This is a genomic window from Aquibium carbonis (assembly GCF_003970795.1).
GTDB classification, from domain to species: domain Bacteria; phylum Pseudomonadota; class Alphaproteobacteria; order Rhizobiales; family Rhizobiaceae; genus Aquibium; species Aquibium carbonis.
Genome location: NZ_RWKW01000002.1, coordinates 75,802 through 99,081, shown reverse-complemented (window position 1 = coordinate 99,081; position 23,280 = coordinate 75,802). Strand labels below are relative to the sequence as shown.

Sequence of the window (23,280 nt, the reverse complement as noted above, 5' to 3'; positions counted from 1 at the left end):
CGCCCGCATGTCGTTTCTGCCCGACGCCGCCGTTTTCATCCAGTTCGCCGTCGCAACCGTCATCATAGCGATTACCCCCGGTCCGGACATGACCCTCTTCGTCGGTCGGGCGCTGTCCGAGGGGAGGGCGGCCGGTCTCGCTTGCATGGCCGGTGCGATGACGGGTTGTGCCATCCACACGACACTCGTCGCGCTCGGTCTTTCGGCGCTGATCGTCGCGTCCCCGCAGGCCTTCCTCGTGCTGAAGATCGTCGGGGCGGCCTATCTGATCTGGCTCGCCTGGCAGGCGATCAGCAACGGCTCGGCCTTCTCGCCGGAGACGAGGCAACGACGAGCTCGCTCTTTCTGGAAGAACTGGGCCACGGGCATCGGCATCAATCTGCTCAATCCGAAGATCATCCTGTTCTTCATGACCTTCCTGCCGCAGTTCGTCTCTGCAAACGATCCGCATGCGGCGGGCAAGCTCCTGTTCCTGGGGCTGCTGTTCATCCCGCTCTCGTTGCCGGTGACCATTCCCATGGTTCTGGCGGCGGACCGGTTCGCCAGCCTCTTGTCGCGCAGCCCCAAGGTGACGCGTGCGATCGACTGGCTGTTCGCCGGTGTGTTTTCGGCCTTTGCCGTGAAGATCCTGACGGCGCAGGCGCGATAGAATGCGGCTTCGCGACGACTGTTGCTGCGCTGCACTTGTCCGGTTCCGGGATTGTTGCTAGTCAGAAAAACGACCGACGAGGGATGACATGAAGCAATTTCTGATTGCAACGGCTGCGGTGGTGGCCATGGTTTCCGCAGCACAGGCGCAACAGCGGACGTTCGACTGGAGCGGCCCCTATGTCGGCGCAGAAATCGGCGGCGGCTTCTCCTCCACGAATTTCGCGGCGTCGTCGACCGATTTCGCCGGCGGTTACAGGGAAGACGTCATGGTCGGCGGCGTGTTCGCCGGATACGACTGGCAGTTCGGGCCGGTCGTCTACGGTCTCGCGGCCGACATCGATTTCGTCCATTCCGCCGATCTCGCCTTCGGCGACGAAGATGCACTGACGGGCGGCAAGGGCGAAGCCTACACCTATGATGTCGACTGGGTCTCCACGGCGCGCGCACGGCTCGGTTACACGCCGACCGATCGTATTCTCGTGTACGGTACCGGCGGCATCGCGGCCGGGCATTTCGAAGCGACGAGCTATTCCCGCCCGTCGTTTTTCGACACTGCGGACACGGCGAGTTATTCCGGTGTGAAGTGGGGTGGCGTCTTCGGCGCCGGCGTGGATTTCGCCCTGCCGAACGACTGGTCGCTGAAGGCGGAGTACCTCAACTACAGGTTTGAATCGATCAACTTCGGCGGCGAAGGCCTCCCCAACACATCGTTCAAACCGAAATTCGAAGCCGTCAAGTTCGGTCTCGCCTACCGGTTCTGATACGACGATTCAGCCTGGTGCCGGCGGCTTCCATCCGGCGGCGATCAGTTGATCTACGACGTGCGTTGAAGCCACGCCCGCGCCAGAAAAGGCCGGCGGTTCCACCAGCGCCTTCATCCGCTGGCGGAATTCGTCCAGTGTCATTGCGAAAAGCATCTGGTCTACCCGTTCCCCGGTGCGCCCGTCGATTCGGTGCGACCTTAACTCGCCCTCCAGCCGGAGCATCCCGACACGGCAGGCCGCGACGGCTGCGCGGTTTCGCGAAAGTGGCGCGAAGGTAAGCTTCTCCAGCTTTCGCTCGGTGAAGAAGTGCCACATCAGCACGCGCGTCGCGTCATAGATGACGTCCATCCGCCGATGCTCGCCCTTGCCGATGACGATGTGGGCCGAGCCGAGCTTGTGGCGCAGGTCGACATCCAGAAACAGCAGGCCGAGCGGCGTGTCATCGACGGAATCGCGGATGGCCATCAGGTTGCGGCGCAGGTTGTCGAAGCTGCCTACGTATGCGCGGAAGGCGTCCAGTCCCATCGCCCGACGCGGGGCATTGAGGCCTTCCATGATGGCGGGATCGGTGAGCCCGTCGGCGATCTCCGGCGTAACCTCGCCGGGCACGAGCGTGCGAAGCCTGACGAGCTTGCCAACCCTGTCGACGAAAACCGGCTTGAGCTTCATTGCCGCGAGAGGCGTGACGAGCGGCGGCTTGCGGGGCGGCTGGGGCATTTTCGGCATGGCTCTGATATGCCGCTGCCCCTCGATCGGGTCAAGGCAAGGGAGGAATCCGCGCCCGTGGTGCGCGGCGCCACTTGCCTGCTCCCCGGCCGGCCACGATCCAGTAGCCGATGCCTCCCACAAAGCCGGCTGCGAGCAGTGCCGCGAACACCTGTGGATCGTCGAGGCGCTCCGCCGACACCTGCGGCATGCCTTCGAACTCGAGCGACAGGTCGCCTTGGCGCCTGCCCCAGAACACCGACATCAACACGATCGCGATGGCGCCGCCGGCAAGTGCATAGGTCAGCCAGTCCTGCCACCTTGCAAACTCGGTGATTGCGATCGCCACCAAGGCTGGCAGGAAGGCGAAATAGCCTATGAACAGAGCGACGAAAGGGATCGAAAAGGCGATGCTGCCGAGAAGCACCCAGGGCGCCAGTTCAGGCTCGAACCCGGCCGCGCCGATCCAGGCGAGATGCAGAACGGTGCTGGCTGCGAGTGCGGCGCAGACGTAGCCGGCAATGATGACGGCGAACCGGACGAGGATGAGCGCGACGTGGCTCAAGCCTCGCCGTGCCCCGCGATCATCATGGCCTCCAGCGCCAGCCGGTCGCTCTTCTTCATTCGCTCGGATTCGGACTTGAGCTGGCCGCAAGCCGCCAGGATGTCACGGCCGCGCGGCGTCCGGATGGGAGATGCGTAGCCGGCGGCGTTGACGGCGTCGGCAAACTTCTCGATCGTCTCCCAGTCGGAGCACTGATAGTTGGTGCCGGGCCAGGGATTGAAAGGGATCAGGTTGATCTTGGCCGGAATGCCACGCAGCAGCCGCACAAGTTCGCGGGCGTCGGCAAGACTGTCGTTGACGTCCTTCAGCATCACATATTCGAAGGTGATCCGCCGCGCATTGGACAGTCCGGGATAGGCCCGACAGGCTTCCATCAGATCCTTCAGCGGATACTTCTTGTTGATCGGCACCAGCATGTCGCGCAGGTCGTCGCGCACCGCGTGCAGCGAGATGGCCAGCATGACGCCGATTTCGTCGCCCGTGCGGTAGATTTCCGGCACCACGCCCGAGGTGGACAACGTGATGCGCCGCTTGGACAGCGACAGCCCATCGCCGTCGGACGCGATCAGCAAGGCCTTCTTCACTTCCTCGAAGTTGTACAGCGGCTCGCCCATGCCCATCATGACGATGTTTGTGATGCGGCGGCCTTCGGCCGGTACGATGGCGCCGGCCGGCGTGTCGCGGTCCGGGAAATCGCCCAGCCGGTCGCGCGCGATCATCAGCTGCGCCAGGATCTCCTCGGCGGTGAGGTTGCGCACCAGCTTCTGTGTGCCGGTGTGGCAGAAGGAGCAGGTGAGCGTGCAGCCAACCTGGCTGGAGATGCAGAGCGTCCCGCGACCTTCTTCCGGGATGTAGACCGTTTCGATCTCGACGGGGCGGCCCGCACCACGCGGCGGAAACCGGAACAGCCATTTGCGCGTGCCATCGGACGAGATCTGTTCTTCGACGATTTCTGGCCTGGCAATCGAGAAACGGCGATCGAGCGTGGCGCGCAAATCCTTTGAAATGTTAAACATTTCCGAGAAGTCGGACACGCCGCGCACGTAGAGCCAATGCCAGAGCTGGCTGGCGCGCATCTTGGCCTGCCGCTCGGGTACGATACCCGAAGCAACCAGTGCCTCTGCGAGTTCGGTCCGCGAGAGACCGATCAGCGGCGGCTTTTCCTTCGTCGCTGGACGAAGGGCGTTCCGCGTGTCGGCGGATGTGATGTCGAAGGATAGGGCCATGGTCGGGGTAAGGTAAGGTCGGCCGGGGCCGAATGCCAATCAAGCACGTCTCATAACAGAGTAAGCGGCCGGGGTCACGCCCCGGCAACGCCGTGTTTCCCAACCCTGCTTTGGGCTTACCTGCAGGCCGAAATCGAATCGAGCGCAGCGGTTATGCCCCGCAGCGAGAACGAATAATTGGTCGGGTTTCCGCGGCCCGACGTCGCGCTGACCTGCATGGCGGAGCCCGACTTCATCGCCGCCACGAGCTGCGGTTCCTCAGCTGCATTCTCCAGCCAGGCCGACTTGCCCTTGGTGAACAGCGAGAATGCCTTGTCGCCGACCTTCACCGTGACCTTGGAGTTCTCCCGGAACGCATAGGAGGCGATGAATTGCGGTTCGAAAGCCACGTTCTGCCCGGGCTTCTGGCTCACGAAGAAGAAGATGTCGCCATGGTCGAGGCTCGTCGGCTGCTTTTCCTTCGGAACCGACAGCACGTAGCAAACCTTGCCCGCGTCGGCCTGATAGGAATAGGTGCCCCAGTCATTGTACTGTCCGACCTTGGTGGCCGATTGTGCGAGGGCTGGTGCCGCGACGGCCATCGCCACGATGCCAGCTGTGATCGAAATCAGTGCACGCATGTTATCCTGCCGTTGTCCTGGTGTGTCCTGATCGAGCGAATCCAAGAGCGGCCCTAGAGGACCGGTTCGCTTCATATTGAATTAATCGCGGTTACCAAATGGTGAACTCCCGTCCCACCGTTTCGATTTTGCGACCGCTGTGCCTGGCAGACCCCTGAGCGCATGCCTTCACGACTTCACGAATTGTGAAACGGATGAAAGCGGCAACAGTTTGTCGCCGGCTTGGGATCATCGGTCTGGGTTGCCGCCTGGCGAGCTTTCGAAGCCATATTGCGCCGCGACGTGGAGCTACGTAGGGTCGGTCGAGAACAACGGCCCGGAACGCGGGCGAAGAGTCCGAGGACAATGACGACTGGGCCGCGAGAAGAGTATGCACGCCTTGCGGCCCTGGTTGCGGAACGGCGGGACCAGGCGGCGTTCGCCGCGCTGTTCGATCATTTCGCTCCGCGCATCAATGGTTATCTCCAGCGGCTTGGAATGGACGGCGGCTCGGCCGAGGACGTCGCACAGGAGGTGATGTCGGTGCTTTGGCACAAGGCGCACCTGTTCGATGCAACGAAATCGTCGCTGGCGACCTGGCTTTTCCGGATCGCCCGGAATCGGCGGATCGACGGGCTGCGCCGCGACCGTTCCTACCTGATCGACCCCGACGATCCGATCCTTCAGCCGGAAGGCGAGGAAGCGCCCGACGTCGCGCTGGACGCAGGCCAGCGCGACGAACGCGTTCGCGTCGCTCTCCAGGGACTGCCTGCCGAGCAGGTCGAACTGATACGGCTCGCCTTCTTTGTCGGCCTGTCCCACAGCGAGATCGCCGACCAGACCGGCCTGCCGCTGGGAACGGTCAAGTCGCGGATCAGGCTCGCCTTCGGGCGATTGCGAAAGGCGATCGAGGCCGACCCCAGGATCGACGTGGACGCCTGAGCGGCGTCGCTCTGTCGCAACCAGTCTCTATTTGATCTCGTCGAGGAAATCGCGGGCCGCGGCGCGGTGACCCGGGGTGATGTGCGTGCGAATGGTCCCCAGTGCGGCCAACAGCGCGGACAGGTCGTCGGTGAAGCCGAGACCGAGGATGAAGTCCGGTATGACGTCGAACGGCATCACGAAATAGGCCAGAGCAGCGAACAGGGTGCCGCGCACCCGGGTGGGAGTCCGGTTGTCGAGGGCGCAGAAATACCCGGCCACGACCTCCTCCATGAAGGGAATCTGGCCGGCGGCACGCCGAACCGCGCGCCACAGCCCCTCGCGCACGCGCCGTTCGCGCCTGCGCTCCTCCGTGGGCGTGACGGGCGCGAGAATGCCTGCGATGCTTTCCTGGTCGAGGGTCTCGTTCATGGGCGAGATGTGGTGACGGCTAGTCCGGGCTGCAAGTTCGCTCGACACCGTCAGGTCCGGGCGAAACCATCCATCTTTCGTGCAAGCCTCACGTCCAGATCGGTCACGCCGTCCGCGTCATGGGTGGAAAGCGTCACGTCGACGGTCTTGTAGACGTTGGACCATTCGGGATGGTGATCCATCTTCTCGGCGGCCAACGCGGCTCTCGTCATGAACCCGAAGGCTTCGTTGAAGTTGCGGAACGTGAAGGTCTTGGTGATCGCCGATCGGCCCTCGACGAGGCTCCAGCCGTCGAGTTCGACGAGAGCCGTCGCGACCGCTTCATCGTCGAGCCTTTCGCCGGCCATCTCAGCGCCACATCGGATAGGCTTCCGCAGCCGCGAGCCCACTGCCAACGGCCGCGCGAGAACCGGCCAGCGGCCAGGCTTCTTCGACGACATAGGGCCCGCCGCCGACCGAATCGCGCGACGACAGCAGGACGAAGCGTCCGACCTTGAACGGGACCGTCGAGAATCCTCCATGGGCGGAGAGATAGGGCGCCAGCTCCTGCGGGCTCGTGTTGCGCAGCCGCGCGATCGTCACGTGCGGCGTGAACTTGCGGGCATCGGCGGGGGCGCCGTTTCGCAGGCAGATCCGATCGATCTCGGCCTGAAGCGCAGCGAGTTCGGCCGATGGCGCGACGCCGGCCCAGAGAGCGTGCGGCTTCTTGTTGCCGAAGGCGCCGACGCCTGAAAGCTTGATCTCGAAGGCGGAACGGCTGATCCGATCCAGCCCGTGGACGATGTCGTCGGCCGTTGGCCCCTCGACGTCGCCAATGAACCGCAGCGTTATGTGGTAGTTTTCGACATCCATCCAGCGGGCGCCGGGAAGGCCCCCGCGCAACAGTGACAGAGAGAGCGCCGCATCACGCGGTATCTCGAGGGCGGTGAAAAGTCGCGGCATGGCTGCCTCCTCGAATCGCTCCGTCAAGGGCAGCGAACCACCGATTCAACCTCGCGGCAAGTCCGATATCGGCCGCCAGTCACTTTTCATTGTGCGCCGCAGCAAAATTCTGGCCGCCTGTCGTCAGTCGAGCGCAGCCAGGGCCTGCTCCACCATGGGAAGTGCGTTCGCCACCATCTTGTCGACGCCCTGCGCATTCGGGTGCATGCCATCCTCCAGAAGCAGGGTGGAATTCGTCGCCACGCCATCGAGAAAAAACGGATACAGCATCACGTCGTGCTTTTCGGCCAGACGGGGAAACATGCCATTGAAGGCAGCAGCGTAGTCGTCGCCTAGATTGGGCGCAGCCATCATGCCCGCAAGCAGGACGGCGATCCCGCGCTCTTTCAGGCGTGTGATCATGGCATCGAGATTGCGCTCGGTTATGTCGGGCGAGATACCCCGCAGCATGTCGTTGGCCCCAAGTTCCAGGATCACGAGATCGGTCCCGTCTGGAACCGACCAGTCGAGCCGCGACAGTCCGCCGCTCGTCGTGTCGCCCGAGACGCCGGCATTGGCGATCCTGACATCGTGGCCTTTTTCCCGCAGCGCGGCTTCCAGCCTTTCGGGGAAGGACTGGCCGGCATCGAGCTGATAGCCGGCCATCAGGCTGTCGCCAAAGCCGACGATCTCGACCGGGTCTGCGGCAGCCGGCAGGATACAGCCCGTCCAGACCAATCCGGCCGCGGCGAATGCGCGTAGCAATTGTTTGAAACCCATTGTCGAACACCCATATCTGTCCATACCAAACGCCGACACCGCCGCCGCTCGGCCTTCCATTCCTCCAATCATATAGGGCCAGCATCCGGTGACAAAAGCAGTGATCGACCTGAAGAACGTTTCGCTCACGCTCGGCCAGGGCGCTTCGAGGGTCCACGTGCTGAAGGATGTCAGCCTGCAGGTGGCCGCTGGCGAGACGACCGGCATCGTCGGGCCGTCGGGATCGGGGAAGTCCACCCTGCTGATGGTGATCGCCGGTCTGGAGGGAACGGACTCCGGCACGGTGAGCATCGCCGGCGAACAGCTGACGGGACGAAGCGAGGACGCCGTGGCTGCATTCCGTGGGCTCAATGTCGGCATCGTCTTCCAGTCCTTTCACCTGATCCCAAACATGACCGCGCTGGAAAACGTCGCCGTGCCGCTCGAGCTGGCGGGGCGGCGCGATGCCTTCGAGGTTGCGGCGCGCGAACTGGAATCGGTCGGGCTGAAGGACCGCGTCACGCATTATCCCGGCGAGCTCTCCGGCGGTGAACAGCAGCGCGTCGCGATCGCGAGGGCGCTCGCGCCCGATCCCAAGATCCTCATCGCCGACGAACCGACCGGCAACCTCGATCAGGCAACGGGTCGCCAGGTTGCGGACCTGCTTTTTTCGAAGGCGTCGGAGCGCGGCATGACGCTCGTTCTCGTGACGCATGATCCGGTTCTCGCCAATCGATGCTCTCGCCAGATCGCCATGCGCTCGGGTCGCATCGAAAGCGGCCAGATTCTCGCCGTTTCGGCTTGAGGCGCCCGCAATGACCCTATCGCGCACCCTCGGTCTCGCCTGGCGGTTTTCTCTGCGCGAGATGCGCGGCGGCCTTTCCGGCTTCCTCATCTTTCTCACCTGCATCGCACTCGGCGTCGCCGCCATCGGCGGCGTCAATTCCGTCGCCCGCTCCATCACCACCGGCGTGGCCAACGAAGGCCAGACCCTGCTCGGAGGCGACATCCGCTTTCAACTCATCCATCGCCAGGCGACGGACGCGGAGTACACGTTCCTCGACAGTTTCGGGCCGCTGGCGCAGAACGCCAACATGCGTTCCATGGCGCGTCTCGAGGACGGGTCGGACCAGACTCTCGTCGAGGTCAAGGCGGTCGACGGAAACTACCCGCTCTATGGCAGCCTGCAGACGACGCCCTCGCTCGACCTAGACGGTCTCTTTGGACAGCAAGACGGGGCGTGGGGAGCGGTGGCGCCCCAGCTCCTTTTCGATCGCCTGGGCATCGATCTCGGGACGCGGTTGAGGCTCGGCGGTGAAGTGTTCGAACTGCGCGCGGTGATTGACGCCGAGCCGGACCTCGTCTCCGACGGATTCGGATTTGCCCCGCGTCTGATGGTCTCCCTCGATGGTCTGACCGCCTCTGGCCTCGTCCAGCCTGGCAGCCTCGTCGAGTATGCCTACAAGATCCGGCTGCCGGAGGGCGCCGGGGAAGGCGCGATCCAGCGGATTCGAGACCGCGCCGCGGCAGAATTTCCCGAATCCGGCTGGAGCATCCGTTCGCGCACCAATGCAGCGCCGGCGCTGTCGGCCAACATCGAGCGGTTTTCGCAGTTTCTGACCCTCGTGGGCCTGACATCGCTGGTGGTCGGCGGGGTGGGCGTCGCCAACGCGGTGCGTGCCTACCTGGAAGGAAAGCGCGGGGTCATCGCCACCTTCAAGAGCCTCGGCGCGTCGGGTGCTTTCGTCTTCATCGTCTATCTGGTCCAGATCCTGATGATCGCGGCGGTCGGCATCGTCATCGGTCTCGTGCTGGCCGCCCTGATGCCCTTCGCGGCCAGCGCTGCGCTGGCTGGGGTGCTGCCCGTGCCCGCCGAAGCCTCGATCTACTGGGACGCGCTCGGCATGGGCGCGCTGTTCGGCGTGCTCGTCACGCTGGCCTTCGCCATCCTGCCGCTCGGCCGCGCCCGGGACGTTCCAGCCACGGCGCTGTTTCGCGAGATGGGCTTCGAATCAAGCGGAATGCCTCGCCTGGTCTATGTTGCAGCTGCGATGCTGATCGCCCTCGCGCTGGCGGGCCTTGCCATCTGGTTCTCGACCGACCGCCGCATCGCCACGATCTTCATCGTCGCGACGGCTGCCGCCTTTCTCGTGCTGCGGGTCGTGGCGTCGCTGGTGCAGGCGCTGGCCCGCCGCAGCCCACGGGTGCGCTCGACTGCGCTCAGGCTTGCGATCGGCAACATCCATCGGCCCGGCGCGCTGACACCTTCGGTGGTGCTGTCGCTCGGCCTCGGCCTGACGCTTCTCGTCACTCTGGCGCTGGTGGACGGCAATTTGCGCAACCAGATCGGCGGCAGCCTCGCCGAGCGCGCGCCGAACTTCTTCTTCGTCGACATCCAGAACAGCGAGATCGAGGATTTCTCGCGCCTCGTCGAGGGGCTCGCACCGGGGGGGAAACTGGTGGAAGTGCCGATGCTGCGCGGTCGTGTGATGGCGCTGAACGGCATCGACGTCCAGAAGATCGAAGTGCCGCCGGAAGGTCGCTGGGTGTTGCGCGGTGACCGCGGCATCACCTACGCCCGAAACATCCCCGAGAACTCGACGCTTTCGGAAGGTGCGTGGTGGCCGGCAGACTACGATGGCGAACCGCTCGTCTCCTTCGCGGCAGAGGAGGGCGGCGAAATCGGCCTGAAGCTCGGCGACACCATCACCGTCAACGTGCTCGGCCGCAACATCACCGCCCGCATCGCCAACTTCCGCAACGTGGAGTGGGAATCGATGGGCATCAACTTCGTGATGGTCTTCTCGCCCAACACGTTCGCGGGTGCCCCGCATGCCTGGCTCGCGACGCTTCTCGACCAGGGGGCTTCGGCCGAGCAGGAGGCGCGCATCCTCAACGAGGTGACCAGAACGTTCCCCGCGGTCACGACGGTCCGGGTCAAGGATGCCCTCGATATCGTCAACCAGATCGTCGGCCAACTGGCGACCGCCATCCGCGCTGCGGCGGCTGTAGCCCTGATCGCATCGATCCTCGTGCTGTCCGGAGCGCTCGCCGCGGGCAATCGTGCCCGGGTCCACGACGCCGTCGTGCTCAAGATGCTCGGCGCCACCCGCACCACGCTGATCGGCGCCTTCACGATCGAGTACCTGCTGATCGGACTGGCGACCGCAACCTTCGCGCTGGCGGCGGGCGGGGTGGCGGCCTGGTTCGTCGTGGCGCGCATCATGAACCTGCCGGCGAGTTTCCTCCCCGAGGTCGCTGCCACCACGGTGGTGGTCGCCCTTGTTCTGACCGTCGGGTTCGGCCTTCTGGGCACGTGGCGTGTTCTGGGACACAAGGCCGCACCGGTGCTGCGCAATCTTTAGCAACGACCGGTTGAACGCTCCCGACGGCCGCGAAGGGCACCATTCCGGTCGATCACGAGTGGTTGCGCGGTGAAACAGGTCTTGTCCTCGCGCGCTTCAACCCTCATATTGAGGCACAGGCATGCTGGAGTCCCGCCAGCGGCGCCTGGGGCCGTGCGCGAAAGCCGGGGCGCCCGACACCCGACGGGACAAGAAGCTGTAAGAGGAAAACATGGCTGACATCCGCAACTACAATGCGCGCGTCGCCGGGGCGGGCTCCCGAGCCGACGCCGGTATCGACGAAGGCCTTCGCGCGTACATGCTCAAGGTCTACAACCTCATGGCGCTCGGCCTCGCCATCACCGGCGTCGCCGCGTTCGGCATGGTTGCGCTGACCACGACCAACGACCCGGCGCTTGCCGTCGCGACGTTGGGCAATGGAAAGATGCTGACCGCCCTCGGCGCCACCGTCTATGGCTCGCCGTTGCGCTGGGTCATCATGCTGGCTCCGCTCGCGATGGTGTTCTTCCTGTCCTTCCGCGTGCACAAGATGAGCGTCTCCGCCGCGCAGACGACCTTCTGGCTCTACGCCGCGATGGTCGGCATCTCCCTGTCGTCGGTGTTCCTGGTGTTCACCAGCGGCAGCATCGTACAAACGTTCTTCATCACCGCCACCGCCTTCGGCTCGCTGTCGCTCTACGGCTACACGACCAAGCGCGACCTGTCGGGCATGGGTTCGTTCATGGTGATGGGCCTGTTCGGCCTCATCATCGCGATGATCGTCAACATCTTCCTTCAGTCCTCCGCCATGCAGTTCGCGATCTCGGGCATCGGCGTCCTGGTGTTCGCCGGCCTCACCGCCTACGACACGCAGAACATCAAGGAGATGTATTTCGAGGGTGACGACGACGTCGTTGCCGGCCGCAAGGCCATCATGGGTGCGCTGCGCCTCTACCTCGACTTCATCAACCTGTTCATGTTCCTGCTGCAGTTCCTGGGCAACCGCGAGTAGGACGTGCTGGACCAACGGAATGACGGGGGCGGCCTTCGGGTCGCCCCTTTTCTTTTGGGGCTCTTCCAGACCACATTCCCGGTGAAGCTCAACAGACCCTAGGACAATGAGCCCCATCACGATCCGCGCCGCTACCCTCGCCGACGTTCCCGCCATCGCCGCCATCTACGGGCACGCCGTCAGCACGGGCACTGCCAGCTACGAACTCGAACCGCCAACGGTGCGGGAAGTGGCGGTGCGGTTCGATGCGCTTTCCGCCGGTTCCTACCCTTACCTGGTCGCCGATACGCCGCAGGGCATCGTGGGCTATGCCTATGCAGGGCCGTTCCGCCCGCGCCGCGCCTATCGCTTCATGGTCGAGGATTCGATCTATCTGGACCCGGCTGCGCAGGGCCGTGGTACCGGACGCCTTCTCCTGTCGGCCCTCGTCGAGGCGTGCACCCGGCTCGGCTTCCGGCAGATGGCGGCCGTCATCGGCGACGGCAAGCGCAACCAGGCCTCGGTGCGGTTGCACGAAGCCCTCGGCTTCCGCCATGCCGGTCTCCTCGAGGGGTCAGGCTACAAGCATGGGCGGTGGCTCGACACGGTGTTCATGCAACTGACGCTCAACGGCGGGACCGCCTCGCCGCCGGACCCGGACTCTCTGCCGGAGCGCAATTTCGTGGGGAGCCTGTAGGCTCTCAGGCGCCGACGAGGCGCAGGGTCGGCTCGAACACGTTCAACACCCGCGCCAGGTCGTGTCCGCGCTTCAGGATGTTGCCGCTGGCGGCTACCACGGAGTACGCACCCTGCTTGCGCGCGAGCTTCGGGTTCTTGACGATCTGGAAAAGCGGCACTTCGCTGGTACGGCGAAAAACGGAAAAGACCGCGCGATCCTGAAGATGATCGATCGCATAGTCCCGCCATTCGTTTGCAGCGACCATCCGTCCGTACACACGAAGGATCTGGTCGAGTTCGCGACGGTCGAAGGTGACGGAGATGGTTTCCCGATCGCGCCGGATGTCCTGCAAGGGGATCAGTATCGCTGATCCCTCCCCACCCTCCGCTCCGTTCGCGCGATCGACCATGCGGCAGCCTTTCCATGACAGTTCTGCGACAGGACGAAGTTTGCGCTTTCGGGTCCCGATTTCAACCCCTGAACCGGTGGGGAAACACCGTCGGAACCTTCGACCTGCCACCGGCGAGCGCTGACTCCCGTTTAAGTCTTATTAACTGCAAGTCCGTCGGAGGCAGGCCGGCGGTCACTTTGCAGAACAGGGCGATCGAATTGGTGATCGCCGGCCACAATCCTGCCGCGAATTGTCCCGCTTCCAGCCCCAAAGAAAGACGACGATCCGATCGTTGCCTGAGACGGTTCGGTTCGGCGTTGGCTCCGTAACCCCAAGCCCCCCGCCCACGGTGTCTTCGCTGGGCCGAACCAACTCGGCAACAACCCATTCAAGCGGCTCGTTCGCTCGCGCTTCCGGTGTCTTCACCCCATCTCGGCGGCCGGTTTTTTCGCAAACGGCGGATGACGGCTACATGCCGGGGTGCTTCAGCACCGCCGCCCCGATGATGGCTCCTGGGGCCCCGTCTTTTCCCAGCGACTGGAGCAGGGCCGCGCAACCGCCGGTTCCTTTCCTGCGAACTTCGCTCATGGGTATCTCAAGGCGCATATCCTCGCCATGCCACATGCCGGCGGTCTGGATACCAGTCACCGCGTTCCAGTAGGCGACGTTCTTGCCGGCGTTCTCGCCTCTCGGGATCTTGACGACGGTCCTCGCATCGAAAAAGACCAGAAGCAGGCTCGCCTTCACCTTCTCGTTGTGGCCGCCGCTGCGCGTTGCTTCGATGATGATGCTGTCGGCGCCTTTCCGAATCGAGAGGTCGGCTCGCGTCGTCTGCTGGGTCGTCTCGGCCAGCAGGCCTTCGATGGCCGTTTTGTCGGCGCCATTGCGGTGCGCCATGCCGTTGATCACAGCTTGCGGCGTGTAGACGGAACGCTGGCCGAGCGCCGCCGCGTAATCCTGTTGGCGTCTCGTGTTTTCCGGGCTTGCCAGTGTGTCGCGCCAGCCCAGATAATCCCAATAATCGACGTGGTAGGCGAGAGCGATGATATCGGTTCGCTGGGCGAACTCGGCCAGATTGGCATCCGCCGGCGGGCAGGAACTGCATCCCTGGCTGGTGAACAGTTCCACGACGCCAGGCCGGTCCGCGGATAAGGCGGATTGCTGCGCCAGAGCGGGCGAGGCCAATGCCAAGGTGAAGGCGGCAAGCGCCAGCCGCAGGTGTCGGCTGATGGTCATATCCGATCTCGGTGCTGTCCGGACGATCGCTGTCCGCTTCTGGTCATTCAGACAATAGTCAGCCGAGAAGTTCAACAGGAAGTCACGTTGCGGTGAGAGAACGGCGGGGCCGAGTGCCGTTTGAAGACCTGGAGGCCGAAATGGACACGCTTTTCGCCAGAATAGACGCCTATTGCGAGCGAACCGGGCCCGAGCTCTGGTCCGAGCCGGTCAACGCGATCTCCAACCTCGCCTTCTTCGTCGCCGGGTTCTGGGGATTGCGAGAGGTTCGCCGCCACGGGGCCGGGCTCTTCGCGGAGATCCTCGCCTGGTGGGTCGTTGCCATCGGCGTCGGATCGACGTTGTTCCATAGCTTCGCGAACGTGTTGACGGTCTGGATGGACGTCCTCCCGATCGCGGTGTTCACATTGGCGCTGACCTTGTTCAACCTGAAGCGCTTCGTCGGCCTTGGATGGGTGCCGAGCGTGCTGGCACTCGTTGTCTTTTTCGCGCTCGCGGGCCTGGCGACCGCCGCGTTGCCGGACTGGGTGCGCGTGGCCACCAACGGAACATCCGGATACCTGCCGGCGTTACTGGCGCTAACCGTCTTCGGCGCGCTGCTCGTGCTTCGCGGCCATCCGGCCGGGCGCTACAATCTCGCCGCCGCCGCGATCCTGCTCGTCTCGGCCATGTTCCGGTCGATCGACGCCGAGATCTGCGAGGCGCTGCCGCTCGGAACGCATTTCCTCTGGCACACGCTGAACGGCCTTCTGCTCGGCGTGCTCCTCGCCCCTGTCGCTTGGTACGGGCGGCCCGAATACCAGCCGGGCACGGTCCCGATCACAGGGCCGCACAGGCCATGAAAAAGGCCGCCGGGAGCAATTCCCGGCAGCCTTGTTTCTTACGAACGACGCGTGTCGCCTACGCAGCCAGGTCGCGCAGCACGTACTGCAGGATGCCGCCGTTCCGGTAGTAGTCGAGCTCGTCCAGCGTATCGATCCGGCAGATGATCGGTACCTCGCGCGTCGCGCCGTCCGCGTAGGTCACCTTGGCCACCATCGTCTGGCGCGGCTTGATGGTTTCCAGGCCTTCGATCGTCACCGTCTCGTCGCCCTTCAGGCCGAGCGAGGCCCAGGACGTGCCCTCTTCGAAGACGAAGGGGATGACGCCCATGCCGACCAGGTTCGAGCGATGGATACGCTCGAAGGACTGCGCCACGACCGCCTTGACGCCGAGCAGGTTGGTGCCCTTGGCCGCCCAGTCGCGCGAGGAGCCGTTGCCGTATTCCACGCCGGCGAAGACGACCAGCGGCACGCCTTCATGCTTGTACTGCATGGCGGCGTCGTAGATCGACATCTCCTCCTTCGAGGGATAGTGGATCGTGTAGCCGCCTTCGCGGCCGTTCTCGCCCAGCATGAAGTTGCGGATGCGGATGTTGGCGAAGGTCCCGCGCATCATCACTTCATGGTTGCCGCGCCGCGTCCCGTACTGGTTGAAGTCGGCGACGCCCACGCCGTTGTCGGTCAGGTACTTGCCGGCCGGCGATGCGGCCTTGATCGAACCGGCGGGGGAGATGTGGTCGGTCGTGATCTTGTCGCCGAACAGGCCGAGGATGCGCGCGCCCTTGATGTCGCCGACGTCGACGGCCTTCTGGCCCATGCCGACGAAATAGGGCGGGTTCTGCACATAGGTCGAGTCGTCGTCCCAGGCGTAGGTCTCGCCGGCCGGAACCTGCACGGCCTGCCAGTTCTCGTCGCCCTTGAACACCTCGGCGTATTTCTGAACGAACAGATCGCGCGTGACGTGCTTGTGGATGAACTCCTGGATCTCCTGGTTGGTCGGCCAGATGTCCCGGAGGAACACGTCGTTGCCGTCCTTGTCCTGGCCGATCGGCTCCTTCGTCAGGTCCCTGGTGACCGTTCCAGCGAGCGCGTAGGCCACGACCAGCGGCGGCGAAGCGAGGTAGTTCGCCTGCACGTCCGGCGAAATGCGGCCCTCGAAGTTGCGGTTGCCCGACAGCACGCCAGCGGCGATCAGGCCCTTGTCGTTGATGGTCTTGGACACTGGGGCCGGCAGCGGACCGGAATTGCCGATGCAGGTGGTGCAGCCGAAGCCGACGAGGTTGAAGCCGATCTGGTCGAGTTCCTTCTGCAGGCCCGACTTTTCAAGATACTCGGCCACCACCTGGCTGCCGGGGGCGAGCGAGGTCTTCACCCAGGGCTTCTGCTTCAGGCCAAGCCGGTTGGCGTTGCGGGCGAGCAGGCCCGCGCCGATCAGCACCGATGGGTTCGACGTGTTGGTGCAGGACGTGATCGCCGCGATCGCCACGTCGCCATGGCCGAGATCGAAATCCTCGCCTTCCACCTTCCAGCGCTTGTCGGCCTCCGAGGCGTCCTTCTTGTACTCCTTGACCAGCGACTGCTCGAAGCCGGCGGCGATGCCCTCCAGCGGGATGCGGCCTTCGGGACGCTTCGGGCCGGCCATCGACGGCACGACCTCGCCGAGGTCCAGTTCCAGCGTATCGGTGAACACCGGTTCGGCCGCGCCGGGCATCCAGAACATCTCCTGCGCACGGCTGTAGGCCTCGACCAGCGCGATACGGTCCGATGCCCGTCCCGAGACCGTGAGGTAGTTCAGCGTTTCCTTGTCGACCGGGAAGAAGCCGCAGGTCGCGCCGTATTCCGGGCCCATGTTGCCGATCGTGGCACGGTCGGCCAGCGTCATGTTGGCGAGGCCTTCGCCGTAGAACTCGACGAACTTGCCCACCACGCCCTTCTTGCGCAGCATCTGGACCACCGTGAGCACAAGGTCGGTCGCCGTGACGCCTTCCTTGAGCTTGCCGGTGATCTTGAAGCCGATCACCTCCGGCAGGAGCATGGAAACCGGCTGGCCGAGCATGGCGGCCTCGGCCTCGATGCCGCCGACGCCCCAGCCGAGAACGCCCAGGCCGTTGATCATCGTGGTATGCGAATCGGTGCCCACGCAGGTGTCCGGATAGGCCACCGTCTCGCCGTCCTCGTCCTTCGTCCAAACCGTCTGGCCGAGATATTCGAGGTTGACCTGGTGGCAGATGCCGGTGCCGGGCGGCACCACGCGGAAGTTCTTGAAGGCCTGCTGGCCCCACTTCAGGAAGCGGTAGCGCTCGCCGTTGCGCTCGTATTCGAGGTCGACGTTGCGCTTGAACGCCATCGGCGTTCCGAACTCGTCGACGATGACCGAGTGATCGATGACCAGGTCGACCGGCACCAGCGGGTTGATCTTCTGCGGGTCTCCCCCGAGGGCCTTGATGCCGTCGCGCATGGCGGCCAGGTCGACGACGGCCGGAACGCCGGTGAAGTCCTGCATCAGCACGCGCGCCGGGCGATAGGCGATCTCGTGGCCCGCGGTGCCCCTGTCGGCAATCCAGTCCCGGATCGCGACGATGTCGGCCTTGGTGACCGAGCGGCCGTCTTCGTTGCGCAGCAGGTTCTCCAGCAGCACCTTCATCGAGAAGGGAAGCTTGGCGATGCCGTCGAGCCCGTTCTTCTCGGCCTCCACGAGGCTGAAATAGGTGTAGTCCTTGTCGCCGACCTTGAGGGTGCGGCGGCAGTTGAAGCTGTCGAGAGAGTTTGACACGTACGATCCCTAACTGTTCGTTGCCGGGGTGGAAACGGACGCCAGTGCATCACGCGCAAAGGTGCGGGTACGGTCATTTCCGCTGTCCGCTCCCAAGCGCGTCCACCGCTGAGAAGACGGGGATGCGCCGGTCCGGCTCGATTGGTGTCCGTGCCGACCGCTGGCACGGTTGCTGACCTCTTAGAGAATTTCTAAAGAGAGTTCCAGTGTCGCGCGCGGGATTTATGGTGCGCCGCAAATACGACTTTCAGCCGATGGTATGGTGGGCCTGCCGATGCGCCTCGTGGCAAACGAACTGGACGGCGAACGGGGCGGCGAGACGATCTTTTCGGGCGTCTCCTTCGTGCTCACCGCTGGCGAAGGCCTGCTCGTCACGGGCGCCAACGGATCGGGCAAATCGACGCTGCTGCGCATCGTCGCCGGCCTGCTCCCTGCTGCCGGAGGCGCCGTAACCCTGGAGGGCGGTGAGCCCGACTGGCCAGACGTCATGGCCGCCAGCCACTATCTCGGCCACCAGAACGCGCTGAAGCCGGCGCTTTCCGTCACCGAGAACCTCGCCGCCTGGCGCGACTATCTCGGCGAGCCGCACGTGCCCATACCCGAGGCGCTCGAAATGGTCGGGCTGGACGAGATCGGCCACCTGCCGCTGGGCTATCTCTCGACGGGTCAGAAAAGGCGCATCGCCATCGCCCGGCTGCTGGTCAGCTACCGGCCGGTCTGGCTGCTCGACGAACCGACCGCCGGGCTCGATCGGGCATCCGAGACGCAGTTTGCCGCGCTGATGGCCGCGCACCTGGAAGATGGCGGTATGATCCTCGCCGCCACCCACTTGCCGCTCGGGCTGGACTGGACGCACGAATTGCGGATGGGCGCCTAGATGCTGGCCCTCTACATCCGCGACGTGCGCCTCGGCATCCGCTCCGGCGGCGGGGCACTGGTGGGGGTCCTGTTCTTCCTCGCCGTGGTGGCCGTCATCCCCTTCGGCGTCGGTCCTGACCTGAACCTTCTTGCCCGCATCGGCCCGGCCATCCTTTGGATCGGCGCGCTGCTGGCCAGCCTGCTCGGCCTCGACCGGTTGTTCCAGGCCGATCGCGACGACGGCTCGCTCGACATCCTGATCATGGCCGGCGAACGTCGCATGCTGGCGCTCGCTGTCTTCGTCAAATGCCTCGCCCACTGGACCGCGAGCGTCCTGCCGCTGGTGGTGGCCGCGCCCATGCTCGGCCTGTTCATGAACATGGAGCCCATCGGCATCGGCGCGGCGACGCTCACACTTCTCTTCGGCACGCCGGCCATCGCCTTCATCGGCGCGGCGGGGGCCGCTGTGGCGGTGTCGCTGCCGCGGGGCGGCTTGCTCGTCTCGGTACTCGTCCTGCCGCTGGTGATCCCGGTGCTGATATTCGGCGTCTCGGCCAGCTACGGCGCCGTCACCGAGCCCGACCCGTTCCTGCCGCCCTTCCTGCTGATGCTGGCGATGACGCTGTTCTTCGCCGTCCTCGGACCGGTGGCGGCGGCGGCGGCGCTCAGATGGTCGGCGGACTGATGCAAGGCGAGACAAACCTCGCACGGCTGCTTGCCGGCATGTCGCCCTCTCTCGACGAGACCGTCTACGTCTTCGCCTTTCTCCCCGCCGGCAGCCCTGAAACGGTCGTCAGTGCCGTTCTCATGCGTTTCGCCGAGGCCGAAGGCACGACGCTGGTCCTGCCGCGCGAGGAGGCGGAGCGGGCGGGCCTCGTCTTCACCTTTCCCTGCCGCCGCATCGTGCTCGAAATCCACTCGTCGCTGGAGGCGGTGGGCTTCCTCGCGATGATCCTGCCCAGGCTCGCCGCCGCCAGCATTGGGGTCAACCCGGTGTCGGCCTTTCACCATGACCATCTCTTCGTGCCGGAGGACCGCGCGGCAGACGCGATGGCAATCCTGTCCGCCATCGCCACCGGCGCGTGAGCCATTCCGTCGCAGGGCGGATTCCGCCCAAATCACGCCCCTTTGATCGCCATCAATTGCGACGGTCGCCAACTCCCTCTATTGAGAACCCATGAGCCAGACCATTCCAGCCATCGGACGTTGGAGCGACCTGGCGAATCCGACGCGCTTCGTCGGCTTCGCCAACGCGGTCGTGCCGTGGCTTGCCGCGATAACGGCAGCGGTGCTGGCTCTGGGCATCTGGATGGCCTTTGCCGCCCCGGAGGATTACCAGCAGGGCATCACCGTCCGCATCATGTACATCCACGTGCCTTTCGCCTGGCTCGCGATGATGTGCTATTCGATCATGTCGATGTCAGCGATCGGCACGCTGGTGTGGCGCCATCCGCTGGCCGACGTGGCGCTCAAGGCCGCAGCCCCCATCGGTGCCATGTTCACCGTGCTCTGCCTGATCACCGGCTCGATCTGGGGCAAGCCGATGTGGGGCACCTGGTGGGTGTGGGATGCGCGCCTGACTTCCGTCTTCATCCTGTTCCTGATGTATCTCGGGTTGATCGCGCTGACGCGGGCGCTGGACGATCCGGGCCGCTCGGCGCGCGCGGCCGCCATCGTCACGCTGGTCGGTTTCATCAACATCCCCATCATCAAGTTCTCGGTCGATTGGTGGAACACGCTGCACCAGCCGGCATCGGTGATCCGCCTCGACGGGCCGACCATCCATCCGACCATGCTCTGGCCGCTGCTGATCTGCGCGCTGGGTTTCTCGCTGCTGTTCTTCACGCTGCATCTGATGGCGATCCGCACCGAAATCTGGCGCCGCCGCGTGACCGCCATGCGTCGCATCTCGGCGCGCCGCGCCGATGCCGGGGTGGCCTGACGCCATGTCTCATGAACTCTTTGTCGCCGCCGCCTATGGTATTTCCGCGCTCGGCATCCTCGGCCTCGTTGCCTGGAACCTGATCGACCAGCGCGCGCGGAAGGCCGAACTCGCCGACCTCGAGGCGCGGGGCTTGCGCCGCCGCTCCGATCGCGCGGATACGGGCAACAGATGAACGTCGAGGATACACGCCCGACGCGCCCGCGACGCTGGCTGGTCTTCGTGCCGCTCGCCCTTTTTCTCGCCCTGTCCGGGCTGTTCCTCGCGCAACTCCTGTCCGGCCGAGACATCTCGGCCATTCCGTCGGCGCTCATCGGCCAGCAGGCGCCGCCGACCGATCTGCCACCGCTCGAAGGCGTCAACCTGCCCGGCGTGACCAATGCCGCCTTCGAGGGACAGGTGACGCTGGTCAATGTCTGGGCGTCCTGGTGCGCGCCGTGCCGGCAGGAGCACCCGCTCCTGATGCAGCTGACCCGCGACGAACGCGTGCGCATCGTTGGCCTCAACTACAAGGACAAGCCCGAGAACGCCCGCCGCTTCCTCGGCGAACTCGGCAATCCCTACGACGCCATCGGCGTCGACGACGTCGGCCGAACCGCTATCAACTGGGGCGTCTATGGCGTGCCGGAGACGTTCCTTGTCGGCAGGGATGGCACGATCCTGTGGAAACATGTCGGCCCCTTCACACCCCGGAGCTTTGCCGACGACCTGATGCCGCAGATCGAAAAGGCGCTGGCGGGATAACCGCCTTCCTTGGGGAGGCGCCGGGGCAGGGTGGAAGAACCGGCGGCCCGGCCGTTCCAATGCTGGCTCTCGCCGATTGGCAACCTCTCGGCTTCGCCCTATCTTTCCCCTCCATGGTTTATCCGCTTCCGCCCGTCTTCGCCCGCACCGTCCCCGATGGCGACACCCATGAGCGCGCCGTCTGCGAGAACTGCGGTTTCGTCAACTACGAAAACCCGAAGATCGTGGTCGGCTCGGTGGTGCGCCATCAGGGGAAGATCCTGCTCTGCCGCCGGGCGATCGAGCCGCGCCACGGCTTCTGGACCGTGCCGGCCGGCTTCATGGAACTGCACGAGACGCCGGAGGACGGCGCCCGCCGCGAGGCTCAGGAGGAAGCCAATGCCGCCCTGTCGCTCGACGGCCTGCTCGCCATCTATTCTGTGCCGCGCCTGAGCCAGGTGCAGCTCATCTACCGCGCGACGTTGGCCGAACCGGCCTTCTCGGCGGGGGAGGAGAGCTTGGAGGTGGCACTGTTTTCCTGGGACGATATTCCGTGGGCGGACCTGGCCTTCCCGACGGTGCACTGGATGCTGCGTCACGAACGCATGGTGCAGGAGGGCAGGGGCGTCGCGCCCTTCGCCAATCCGCCGGGCGAGGACGGGAACGCATCGCCGGGGCGATGAGAATGGCCGGTCCTGTTCGTCACCAAAGGGTCTTGGCGTAGGCGTCGGCGAGCGCTTCGTCGGTTTCGGCCGCCGTCGCCGCGAAGGCGATCTGGTCCTTGAGGATCTCGCCCAGCGTCGGCATCTCGGAGCGGGCGGGCCAGGTTTCTGGTGCCCACAGGTTGGACCGCAGGAAGGCCTTGGCGCAGTGCATGTAGACCGAGCGGACCTGGACCACGACCACGGTCGTTGGCAGCTTGCCATCGACGGCGAGGCGCTCGCGCAGATTGGTATCCGCGGTGATGCGCGCGTGGCCGTTGAGACGCAGCGTCTCGTTCATGTTGGGGATCAGGAACAGGAGCCCGACCGAGGGCTCGGCGACGATGTTTTCCAGCGTGTCCAGCCGGTTGTTGCCCGGCCGGTCGGGGATTGCAATCGTACGGTCGTCGAGCACGGCAACGAAGCCCGGCCTGTCCCCGCGCGGCGTCACGTCGGCGTTTCCGTTCCCATCCGATGAACCGATCAGCAGGAACGGGCTCTTCCGGATGAAGCCCCGCGCGTGCTGGTCGAGGACGGGCAGTTCCTTTTGGATCGCGCGCTCGTGCGTCGCCTTGTAGAGGCCGCGCAGTTCCTCGCGGCTGGTCAGGAACTCCATCAACTCCCCTTCCTGAACGTATCGTCGGTCGAATGCCGCATGATCAGCGGCATCTGGCTGAAAGTAAAGATCAGCGTAATCGGCATGATGCCCCACACCTTGAACGCCACCCAGGCATCGGTCGAGAACATCCGCCAGACAACCTCGTTGACAAGAGCCAGGAAGAGAAAGAACAGGCCCCACCGCAAGGTCAGCTTGCGCCAGCCCTCGGCGTCGAGCTTGAACGCCTCGTCGAAGACGTAGCCGAGCAGCGACTTGCCGAAGAAGAGACCTCCGAGCAGCACGGCGCCGAACAGCGTGTTGACGATGGTCGGCTTCATCTTGATGAAGATCTCGTCCTGCAGATAGAGCGTCAGCGCGCCGAAGACGAAGACGACGACACCTGACACCAGCGGCATGATCGGCAGCGAGCGCACCATCAGCCAGGACACGCTCAGCGAAATCGCCGTGGCGACCATGAACAGGCCGGTGGCGACGAATAGCGGCCCGCCGAACTCGCCCAACGCCGGGAAGGTCTCGGCCAGCCATTCGCCGCGCGAATTGGCGAAGAAGAACACCATCAGCGGCCCGAGTTCCAGCGCAAGCTTCAGCAGTGGGTTCATATGCTTGCGCTTCGGGTCGGCGGGGTCGCGTTCGAGGATCGGTTCTGACATTGTTGTCCT

General features: G+C 64.8%; 28 protein-coding genes. 15 read left to right on the top strand and 13 right to left on the bottom strand.

Annotated features, from left to right (window positions below; translation table 11 throughout):
• The first annotated feature begins 7 nt into the window (after positions 1-7).
• Positions 8-649: a LysE family translocator gene (locus tag EJC49_RS00910; protein WP_126697567.1), complete on the top strand. Its 642-nt coding sequence runs from the start codon at positions 8-10 to the stop codon at positions 647-649.
• Between the two features lie 88 nt (positions 650-737).
• Positions 738-1,412, top strand: a complete 675-nt coding sequence (locus tag EJC49_RS00905) for an outer membrane protein (RefSeq protein WP_126697566.1) — start codon at positions 738-740, stop codon at positions 1,410-1,412.
• A 9-nt stretch (positions 1,413-1,421) separates the two neighbouring features.
• Here the strand turns inward: EJC49_RS00905 and EJC49_RS00900 are convergent, their stop codons facing one another.
• The 4 genes from EJC49_RS00900 to EJC49_RS00885 form a co-directional block, all read right to left on the bottom strand.
• Positions 1,422-2,264, bottom strand: coding sequence for a GNAT family N-acetyltransferase (locus tag EJC49_RS00900; RefSeq protein WP_126697565.1), 843 nt, complete (start codon positions 2,262-2,264; stop codon positions 1,422-1,424).
• Positions 2,173-2,685: a hypothetical protein gene (locus EJC49_RS00895; protein WP_126697564.1), complete on the bottom strand. Its 513-nt coding sequence runs from the start codon at positions 2,683-2,685 to the stop codon at positions 2,173-2,175. The genes EJC49_RS00900 and EJC49_RS00895 overlap by 92 nt, the downstream gene beginning before the upstream one ends.
• The gene (gene rlmN / locus EJC49_RS00890; protein WP_126697692.1) at positions 2,682-3,911 is read right to left on the bottom strand and encodes a dual-specificity RNA methyltransferase RlmN; all 1,230 of its coding nucleotides are present in this window, start codon (positions 3,909-3,911) and stop codon (positions 2,682-2,684) included. Before rlmN ends, EJC49_RS00895 begins: the two co-directional genes overlap by 4 nt.
• A 116-nt stretch (positions 3,912-4,027) precedes the next feature.
• Positions 4,028-4,531, bottom strand: a complete 504-nt coding sequence (locus EJC49_RS00885) for an invasion associated locus B family protein (protein WP_126697563.1) — start codon at positions 4,529-4,531, stop codon at positions 4,028-4,030.
• A 345-nt stretch (positions 4,532-4,876) separates the two neighbouring features.
• Here EJC49_RS00885 and EJC49_RS00880 point away from each other — a divergent pair, with 345 nt between their 5' ends.
• Positions 4,877-5,452: a sigma-70 family RNA polymerase sigma factor gene (locus tag EJC49_RS00880; RefSeq protein WP_126697562.1), complete on the top strand. Its 576-nt coding sequence runs from the start codon at positions 4,877-4,879 to the stop codon at positions 5,450-5,452.
• 27 nt (positions 5,453-5,479) lie between these two features.
• Here the strand turns inward: EJC49_RS00880 and EJC49_RS00875 are convergent, their stop codons facing one another.
• The 4 genes from EJC49_RS00875 to EJC49_RS00860 form a co-directional block, all read right to left on the bottom strand.
• Entirely contained in the window at positions 5,480-5,863 is a 384-nt protein-coding gene (locus tag EJC49_RS00875) for a YkvA family protein (protein ID WP_126697561.1), read from the bottom strand.
• A gap of 50 nt (positions 5,864-5,913) precedes the next feature.
• On the bottom strand, positions 5,914-6,210 hold the full coding sequence (locus EJC49_RS00870) for a 4a-hydroxytetrahydrobiopterin dehydratase (RefSeq protein WP_126697560.1): 297 nt from the start codon (positions 6,208-6,210) through the stop codon (positions 5,914-5,916).
• A 1-nt stretch (position 6,211) separates the two neighbouring features.
• Positions 6,212-6,805: an RNA 2',3'-cyclic phosphodiesterase gene (gene thpR / locus EJC49_RS00865; protein WP_126697559.1), complete on the bottom strand. Its 594-nt coding sequence runs from the start codon at positions 6,803-6,805 to the stop codon at positions 6,212-6,214.
• A 123-nt stretch (positions 6,806-6,928) separates the two neighbouring features.
• A complete protein-coding gene (locus EJC49_RS00860; protein ID WP_126697691.1) occupies positions 6,929-7,564 on the bottom strand; it encodes an arylesterase in 636 nt (211 codons plus the stop codon).
• A gap of 88 nt (positions 7,565-7,652) precedes the next feature.
• Here EJC49_RS00860 and EJC49_RS00855 point away from each other — a divergent pair, with 88 nt between their 5' ends.
• The 4 genes from EJC49_RS00855 (at position 7,653) to EJC49_RS00840 (ending at position 12,575) form a co-directional block, all read left to right on the top strand.
• Positions 7,653-8,348 carry an ABC transporter ATP-binding protein gene (locus EJC49_RS00855; RefSeq protein WP_126697558.1) on the top strand — a complete coding sequence of 232 codons (696 nt, stop codon included), beginning with the start codon at positions 7,653-7,655 and terminating at the stop codon, positions 8,346-8,348.
• Between the two features lie 10 nt (positions 8,349-8,358).
• The gene (locus tag EJC49_RS00850; RefSeq protein WP_126697557.1) at positions 8,359-10,908 is read left to right on the top strand and encodes an ABC transporter permease; all 2,550 of its coding nucleotides are present in this window, start codon (positions 8,359-8,361) and stop codon (positions 10,906-10,908) included.
• A 211-nt stretch (positions 10,909-11,119) separates the two neighbouring features.
• The gene (locus EJC49_RS00845) at positions 11,120-11,899 is read left to right on the top strand and encodes a Bax inhibitor-1/YccA family protein (RefSeq protein WP_126697556.1); all 780 of its coding nucleotides are present in this window, start codon (positions 11,120-11,122) and stop codon (positions 11,897-11,899) included.
• Between the two features lie 106 nt (positions 11,900-12,005).
• Entirely contained in the window at positions 12,006-12,575 is a 570-nt protein-coding gene (locus EJC49_RS00840; RefSeq protein ID WP_126697555.1) for a GNAT family N-acetyltransferase, read from the top strand.
• 4 nt (positions 12,576-12,579) lie between these two features.
• Here the strand turns inward: EJC49_RS00840 and EJC49_RS00835 are convergent, their stop codons facing one another.
• The gene (locus EJC49_RS00835) at positions 12,580-12,966 is read right to left on the bottom strand and encodes a DUF2794 domain-containing protein (protein ID WP_126697554.1); all 387 of its coding nucleotides are present in this window, start codon (positions 12,964-12,966) and stop codon (positions 12,580-12,582) included.
• Between the two features lie 450 nt (positions 12,967-13,416).
• Positions 13,417-14,184 (bottom strand): DUF1223 domain-containing protein, encoded by a 768-nt coding sequence (locus tag EJC49_RS00830; RefSeq protein ID WP_126697553.1) that lies wholly within the window; start codon positions 14,182-14,184, stop codon positions 13,417-13,419.
• 140 nt (positions 14,185-14,324) lie between these two features.
• On the opposite strand from EJC49_RS00830, the gene EJC49_RS00825 reads away from it, so the two are divergent.
• Positions 14,325-15,026, top strand: a complete 702-nt coding sequence (locus EJC49_RS00825; protein ID WP_126697552.1) for a ceramidase domain-containing protein — start codon at positions 14,325-14,327, stop codon at positions 15,024-15,026.
• A 58-nt stretch (positions 15,027-15,084) separates the two neighbouring features.
• Here EJC49_RS00825 and acnA read toward each other — a convergent pair whose 3' ends face one another.
• Entirely contained in the window at positions 15,085-17,778 is a 2,694-nt protein-coding gene (gene acnA, locus EJC49_RS00820) for an aconitate hydratase AcnA (protein WP_126697551.1), read from the bottom strand.
• Between the two features lie 274 nt (positions 17,779-18,052).
• Here acnA and ccmA point away from each other — a divergent pair, with 274 nt between their 5' ends.
• The 7 genes from ccmA (at position 18,053) to EJC49_RS00785 (ending at position 21,984) form a co-directional block, all read left to right on the top strand.
• The gene (gene ccmA / locus EJC49_RS00815) at positions 18,053-18,655 is read left to right on the top strand and encodes a heme ABC exporter ATP-binding protein CcmA (protein ID WP_126697550.1); all 603 of its coding nucleotides are present in this window, start codon (positions 18,053-18,055) and stop codon (positions 18,653-18,655) included.
• Complete coding sequence (gene ccmB, locus EJC49_RS00810; RefSeq protein WP_126697549.1) at positions 18,656-19,321, top strand: heme exporter protein CcmB; 666 nt, start codon at positions 18,656-18,658, stop codon at positions 19,319-19,321.
• Positions 19,321-19,722 carry an ACT domain-containing protein gene (locus EJC49_RS00805; RefSeq protein WP_126697548.1) on the top strand — a complete coding sequence of 134 codons (402 nt, stop codon included), beginning with the start codon at positions 19,321-19,323 and terminating at the stop codon, positions 19,720-19,722. Before ccmB ends, EJC49_RS00805 begins: the two co-directional genes overlap by 1 nt.
• Before the next feature lie 91 nt (positions 19,723-19,813).
• On the top strand, positions 19,814-20,578 hold the full coding sequence (locus EJC49_RS00800) for a heme ABC transporter permease (RefSeq protein WP_126697547.1): 765 nt from the start codon (positions 19,814-19,816) through the stop codon (positions 20,576-20,578).
• 4 nt (positions 20,579-20,582) lie between these two features.
• Positions 20,583-20,753 carry a heme exporter protein CcmD gene (ccmD, locus tag EJC49_RS00795; RefSeq protein ID WP_126697546.1) on the top strand — a complete coding sequence of 57 codons (171 nt, stop codon included), beginning with the start codon at positions 20,583-20,585 and terminating at the stop codon, positions 20,751-20,753.
• On the top strand, positions 20,750-21,322 hold the full coding sequence (locus EJC49_RS00790; RefSeq protein ID WP_126697545.1) for a DsbE family thiol:disulfide interchange protein: 573 nt from the start codon (positions 20,750-20,752) through the stop codon (positions 21,320-21,322). Before ccmD ends, EJC49_RS00790 begins: the two co-directional genes overlap by 4 nt.
• A 113-nt stretch (positions 21,323-21,435) precedes the next feature.
• On the top strand, positions 21,436-21,984 hold the full coding sequence (locus tag EJC49_RS00785) for an NUDIX hydrolase (RefSeq protein WP_126697544.1): 549 nt from the start codon (positions 21,436-21,438) through the stop codon (positions 21,982-21,984).
• A gap of 19 nt (positions 21,985-22,003) precedes the next feature.
• On the opposite strand, the gene EJC49_RS00780 is transcribed toward EJC49_RS00785, so the two are convergent.
• Positions 22,004-22,618, bottom strand: coding sequence for a pyridoxamine 5'-phosphate oxidase family protein (locus EJC49_RS00780; protein WP_126697543.1), 615 nt, complete (start codon positions 22,616-22,618; stop codon positions 22,004-22,006).
• A complete protein-coding gene (locus tag EJC49_RS00775) occupies positions 22,618-23,271 on the bottom strand; it encodes a septation protein A (RefSeq protein ID WP_126697542.1) in 654 nt (217 codons plus the stop codon). Before EJC49_RS00775 ends, EJC49_RS00780 begins: the two co-directional genes overlap by 1 nt.
• Between the last annotated feature and the right edge of the window lie 9 nt (positions 23,272-23,280).

Coding starts and splice junctions, on each gene's coding strand:
- EJC49_RS00885 (WP_126697563.1), bottom strand. CDS start 4,531: ATGCGTGCACTGATTTCGATCACAGCTGGCATCGTGGCGATGGCCGTC.
- EJC49_RS00880 (WP_126697562.1), top strand. CDS start 4,877: ATGACGACTGGGCCGCGAGAAGAGTATGCACGCCTTGCGGCCCTGGTT.
- EJC49_RS00825 (WP_126697552.1), top strand. CDS start 14,325: ATGGACACGCTTTTCGCCAGAATAGACGCCTATTGCGAGCGAACCGGG.
- EJC49_RS00850 (WP_126697557.1), top strand. CDS start 8,359: ATGACCCTATCGCGCACCCTCGGTCTCGCCTGGCGGTTTTCTCTGCGC.
- EJC49_RS00860 (WP_126697691.1), bottom strand. CDS start 7,564: ATGGGTTTCAAACAATTGCTACGCGCATTCGCCGCGGCCGGATTGGTC.
- ccmA (WP_126697550.1), top strand. CDS start 18,053: ATGCGCCTCGTGGCAAACGAACTGGACGGCGAACGGGGCGGCGAGACG.
- EJC49_RS00840 (WP_126697555.1), top strand. CDS start 12,006: ATGAGCCCCATCACGATCCGCGCCGCTACCCTCGCCGACGTTCCCGCC.
- EJC49_RS00780 (WP_126697543.1), bottom strand. CDS start 22,618: ATGGAGTTCCTGACCAGCCGCGAGGAACTGCGCGGCCTCTACAAGGCG.
- thpR (WP_126697559.1), bottom strand. CDS start 6,805: ATGCCGCGACTTTTCACCGCCCTCGAGATACCGCGTGATGCGGCGCTC.
- rlmN (WP_126697692.1), bottom strand. CDS start 3,911: ATGGCCCTATCCTTCGACATCACATCCGCCGACACGCGGAACGCCCTT.
- EJC49_RS00775 (WP_126697542.1), bottom strand. CDS start 23,271: ATGTCAGAACCGATCCTCGAACGCGACCCCGCCGACCCGAAGCGCAAG.
- EJC49_RS00830 (WP_126697553.1), bottom strand. CDS start 14,184: ATGACCATCAGCCGACACCTGCGGCTGGCGCTTGCCGCCTTCACCTTG.
- EJC49_RS00845 (WP_126697556.1), top strand. CDS start 11,120: ATGGCTGACATCCGCAACTACAATGCGCGCGTCGCCGGGGCGGGCTCC.
- EJC49_RS00910 (WP_126697567.1), top strand. CDS start 8: ATGTCGTTTCTGCCCGACGCCGCCGTTTTCATCCAGTTCGCCGTCGCA.
- EJC49_RS00805 (WP_126697548.1), top strand. CDS start 19,321: ATGCAAGGCGAGACAAACCTCGCACGGCTGCTTGCCGGCATGTCGCCC.
- EJC49_RS00875 (WP_126697561.1), bottom strand. CDS start 5,863: ATGAACGAGACCCTCGACCAGGAAAGCATCGCAGGCATTCTCGCGCCC.
- ccmB (WP_126697549.1), top strand. CDS start 18,656: ATGCTGGCCCTCTACATCCGCGACGTGCGCCTCGGCATCCGCTCCGGC.
- EJC49_RS00905 (WP_126697566.1), top strand. CDS start 738: ATGAAGCAATTTCTGATTGCAACGGCTGCGGTGGTGGCCATGGTTTCC.
- EJC49_RS00835 (WP_126697554.1), bottom strand. CDS start 12,966: ATGGTCGATCGCGCGAACGGAGCGGAGGGTGGGGAGGGATCAGCGATA.
- EJC49_RS00785 (WP_126697544.1), top strand. CDS start 21,436: ATGGTTTATCCGCTTCCGCCCGTCTTCGCCCGCACCGTCCCCGATGGC.
- EJC49_RS00870 (WP_126697560.1), bottom strand. CDS start 6,210: ATGGCCGGCGAAAGGCTCGACGATGAAGCGGTCGCGACGGCTCTCGTC.
- EJC49_RS00800 (WP_126697547.1), top strand. CDS start 19,814: ATGAGCCAGACCATTCCAGCCATCGGACGTTGGAGCGACCTGGCGAAT.
- EJC49_RS00790 (WP_126697545.1), top strand. CDS start 20,750: ATGAACGTCGAGGATACACGCCCGACGCGCCCGCGACGCTGGCTGGTC.
- ccmD (WP_126697546.1), top strand. CDS start 20,583: ATGTCTCATGAACTCTTTGTCGCCGCCGCCTATGGTATTTCCGCGCTC.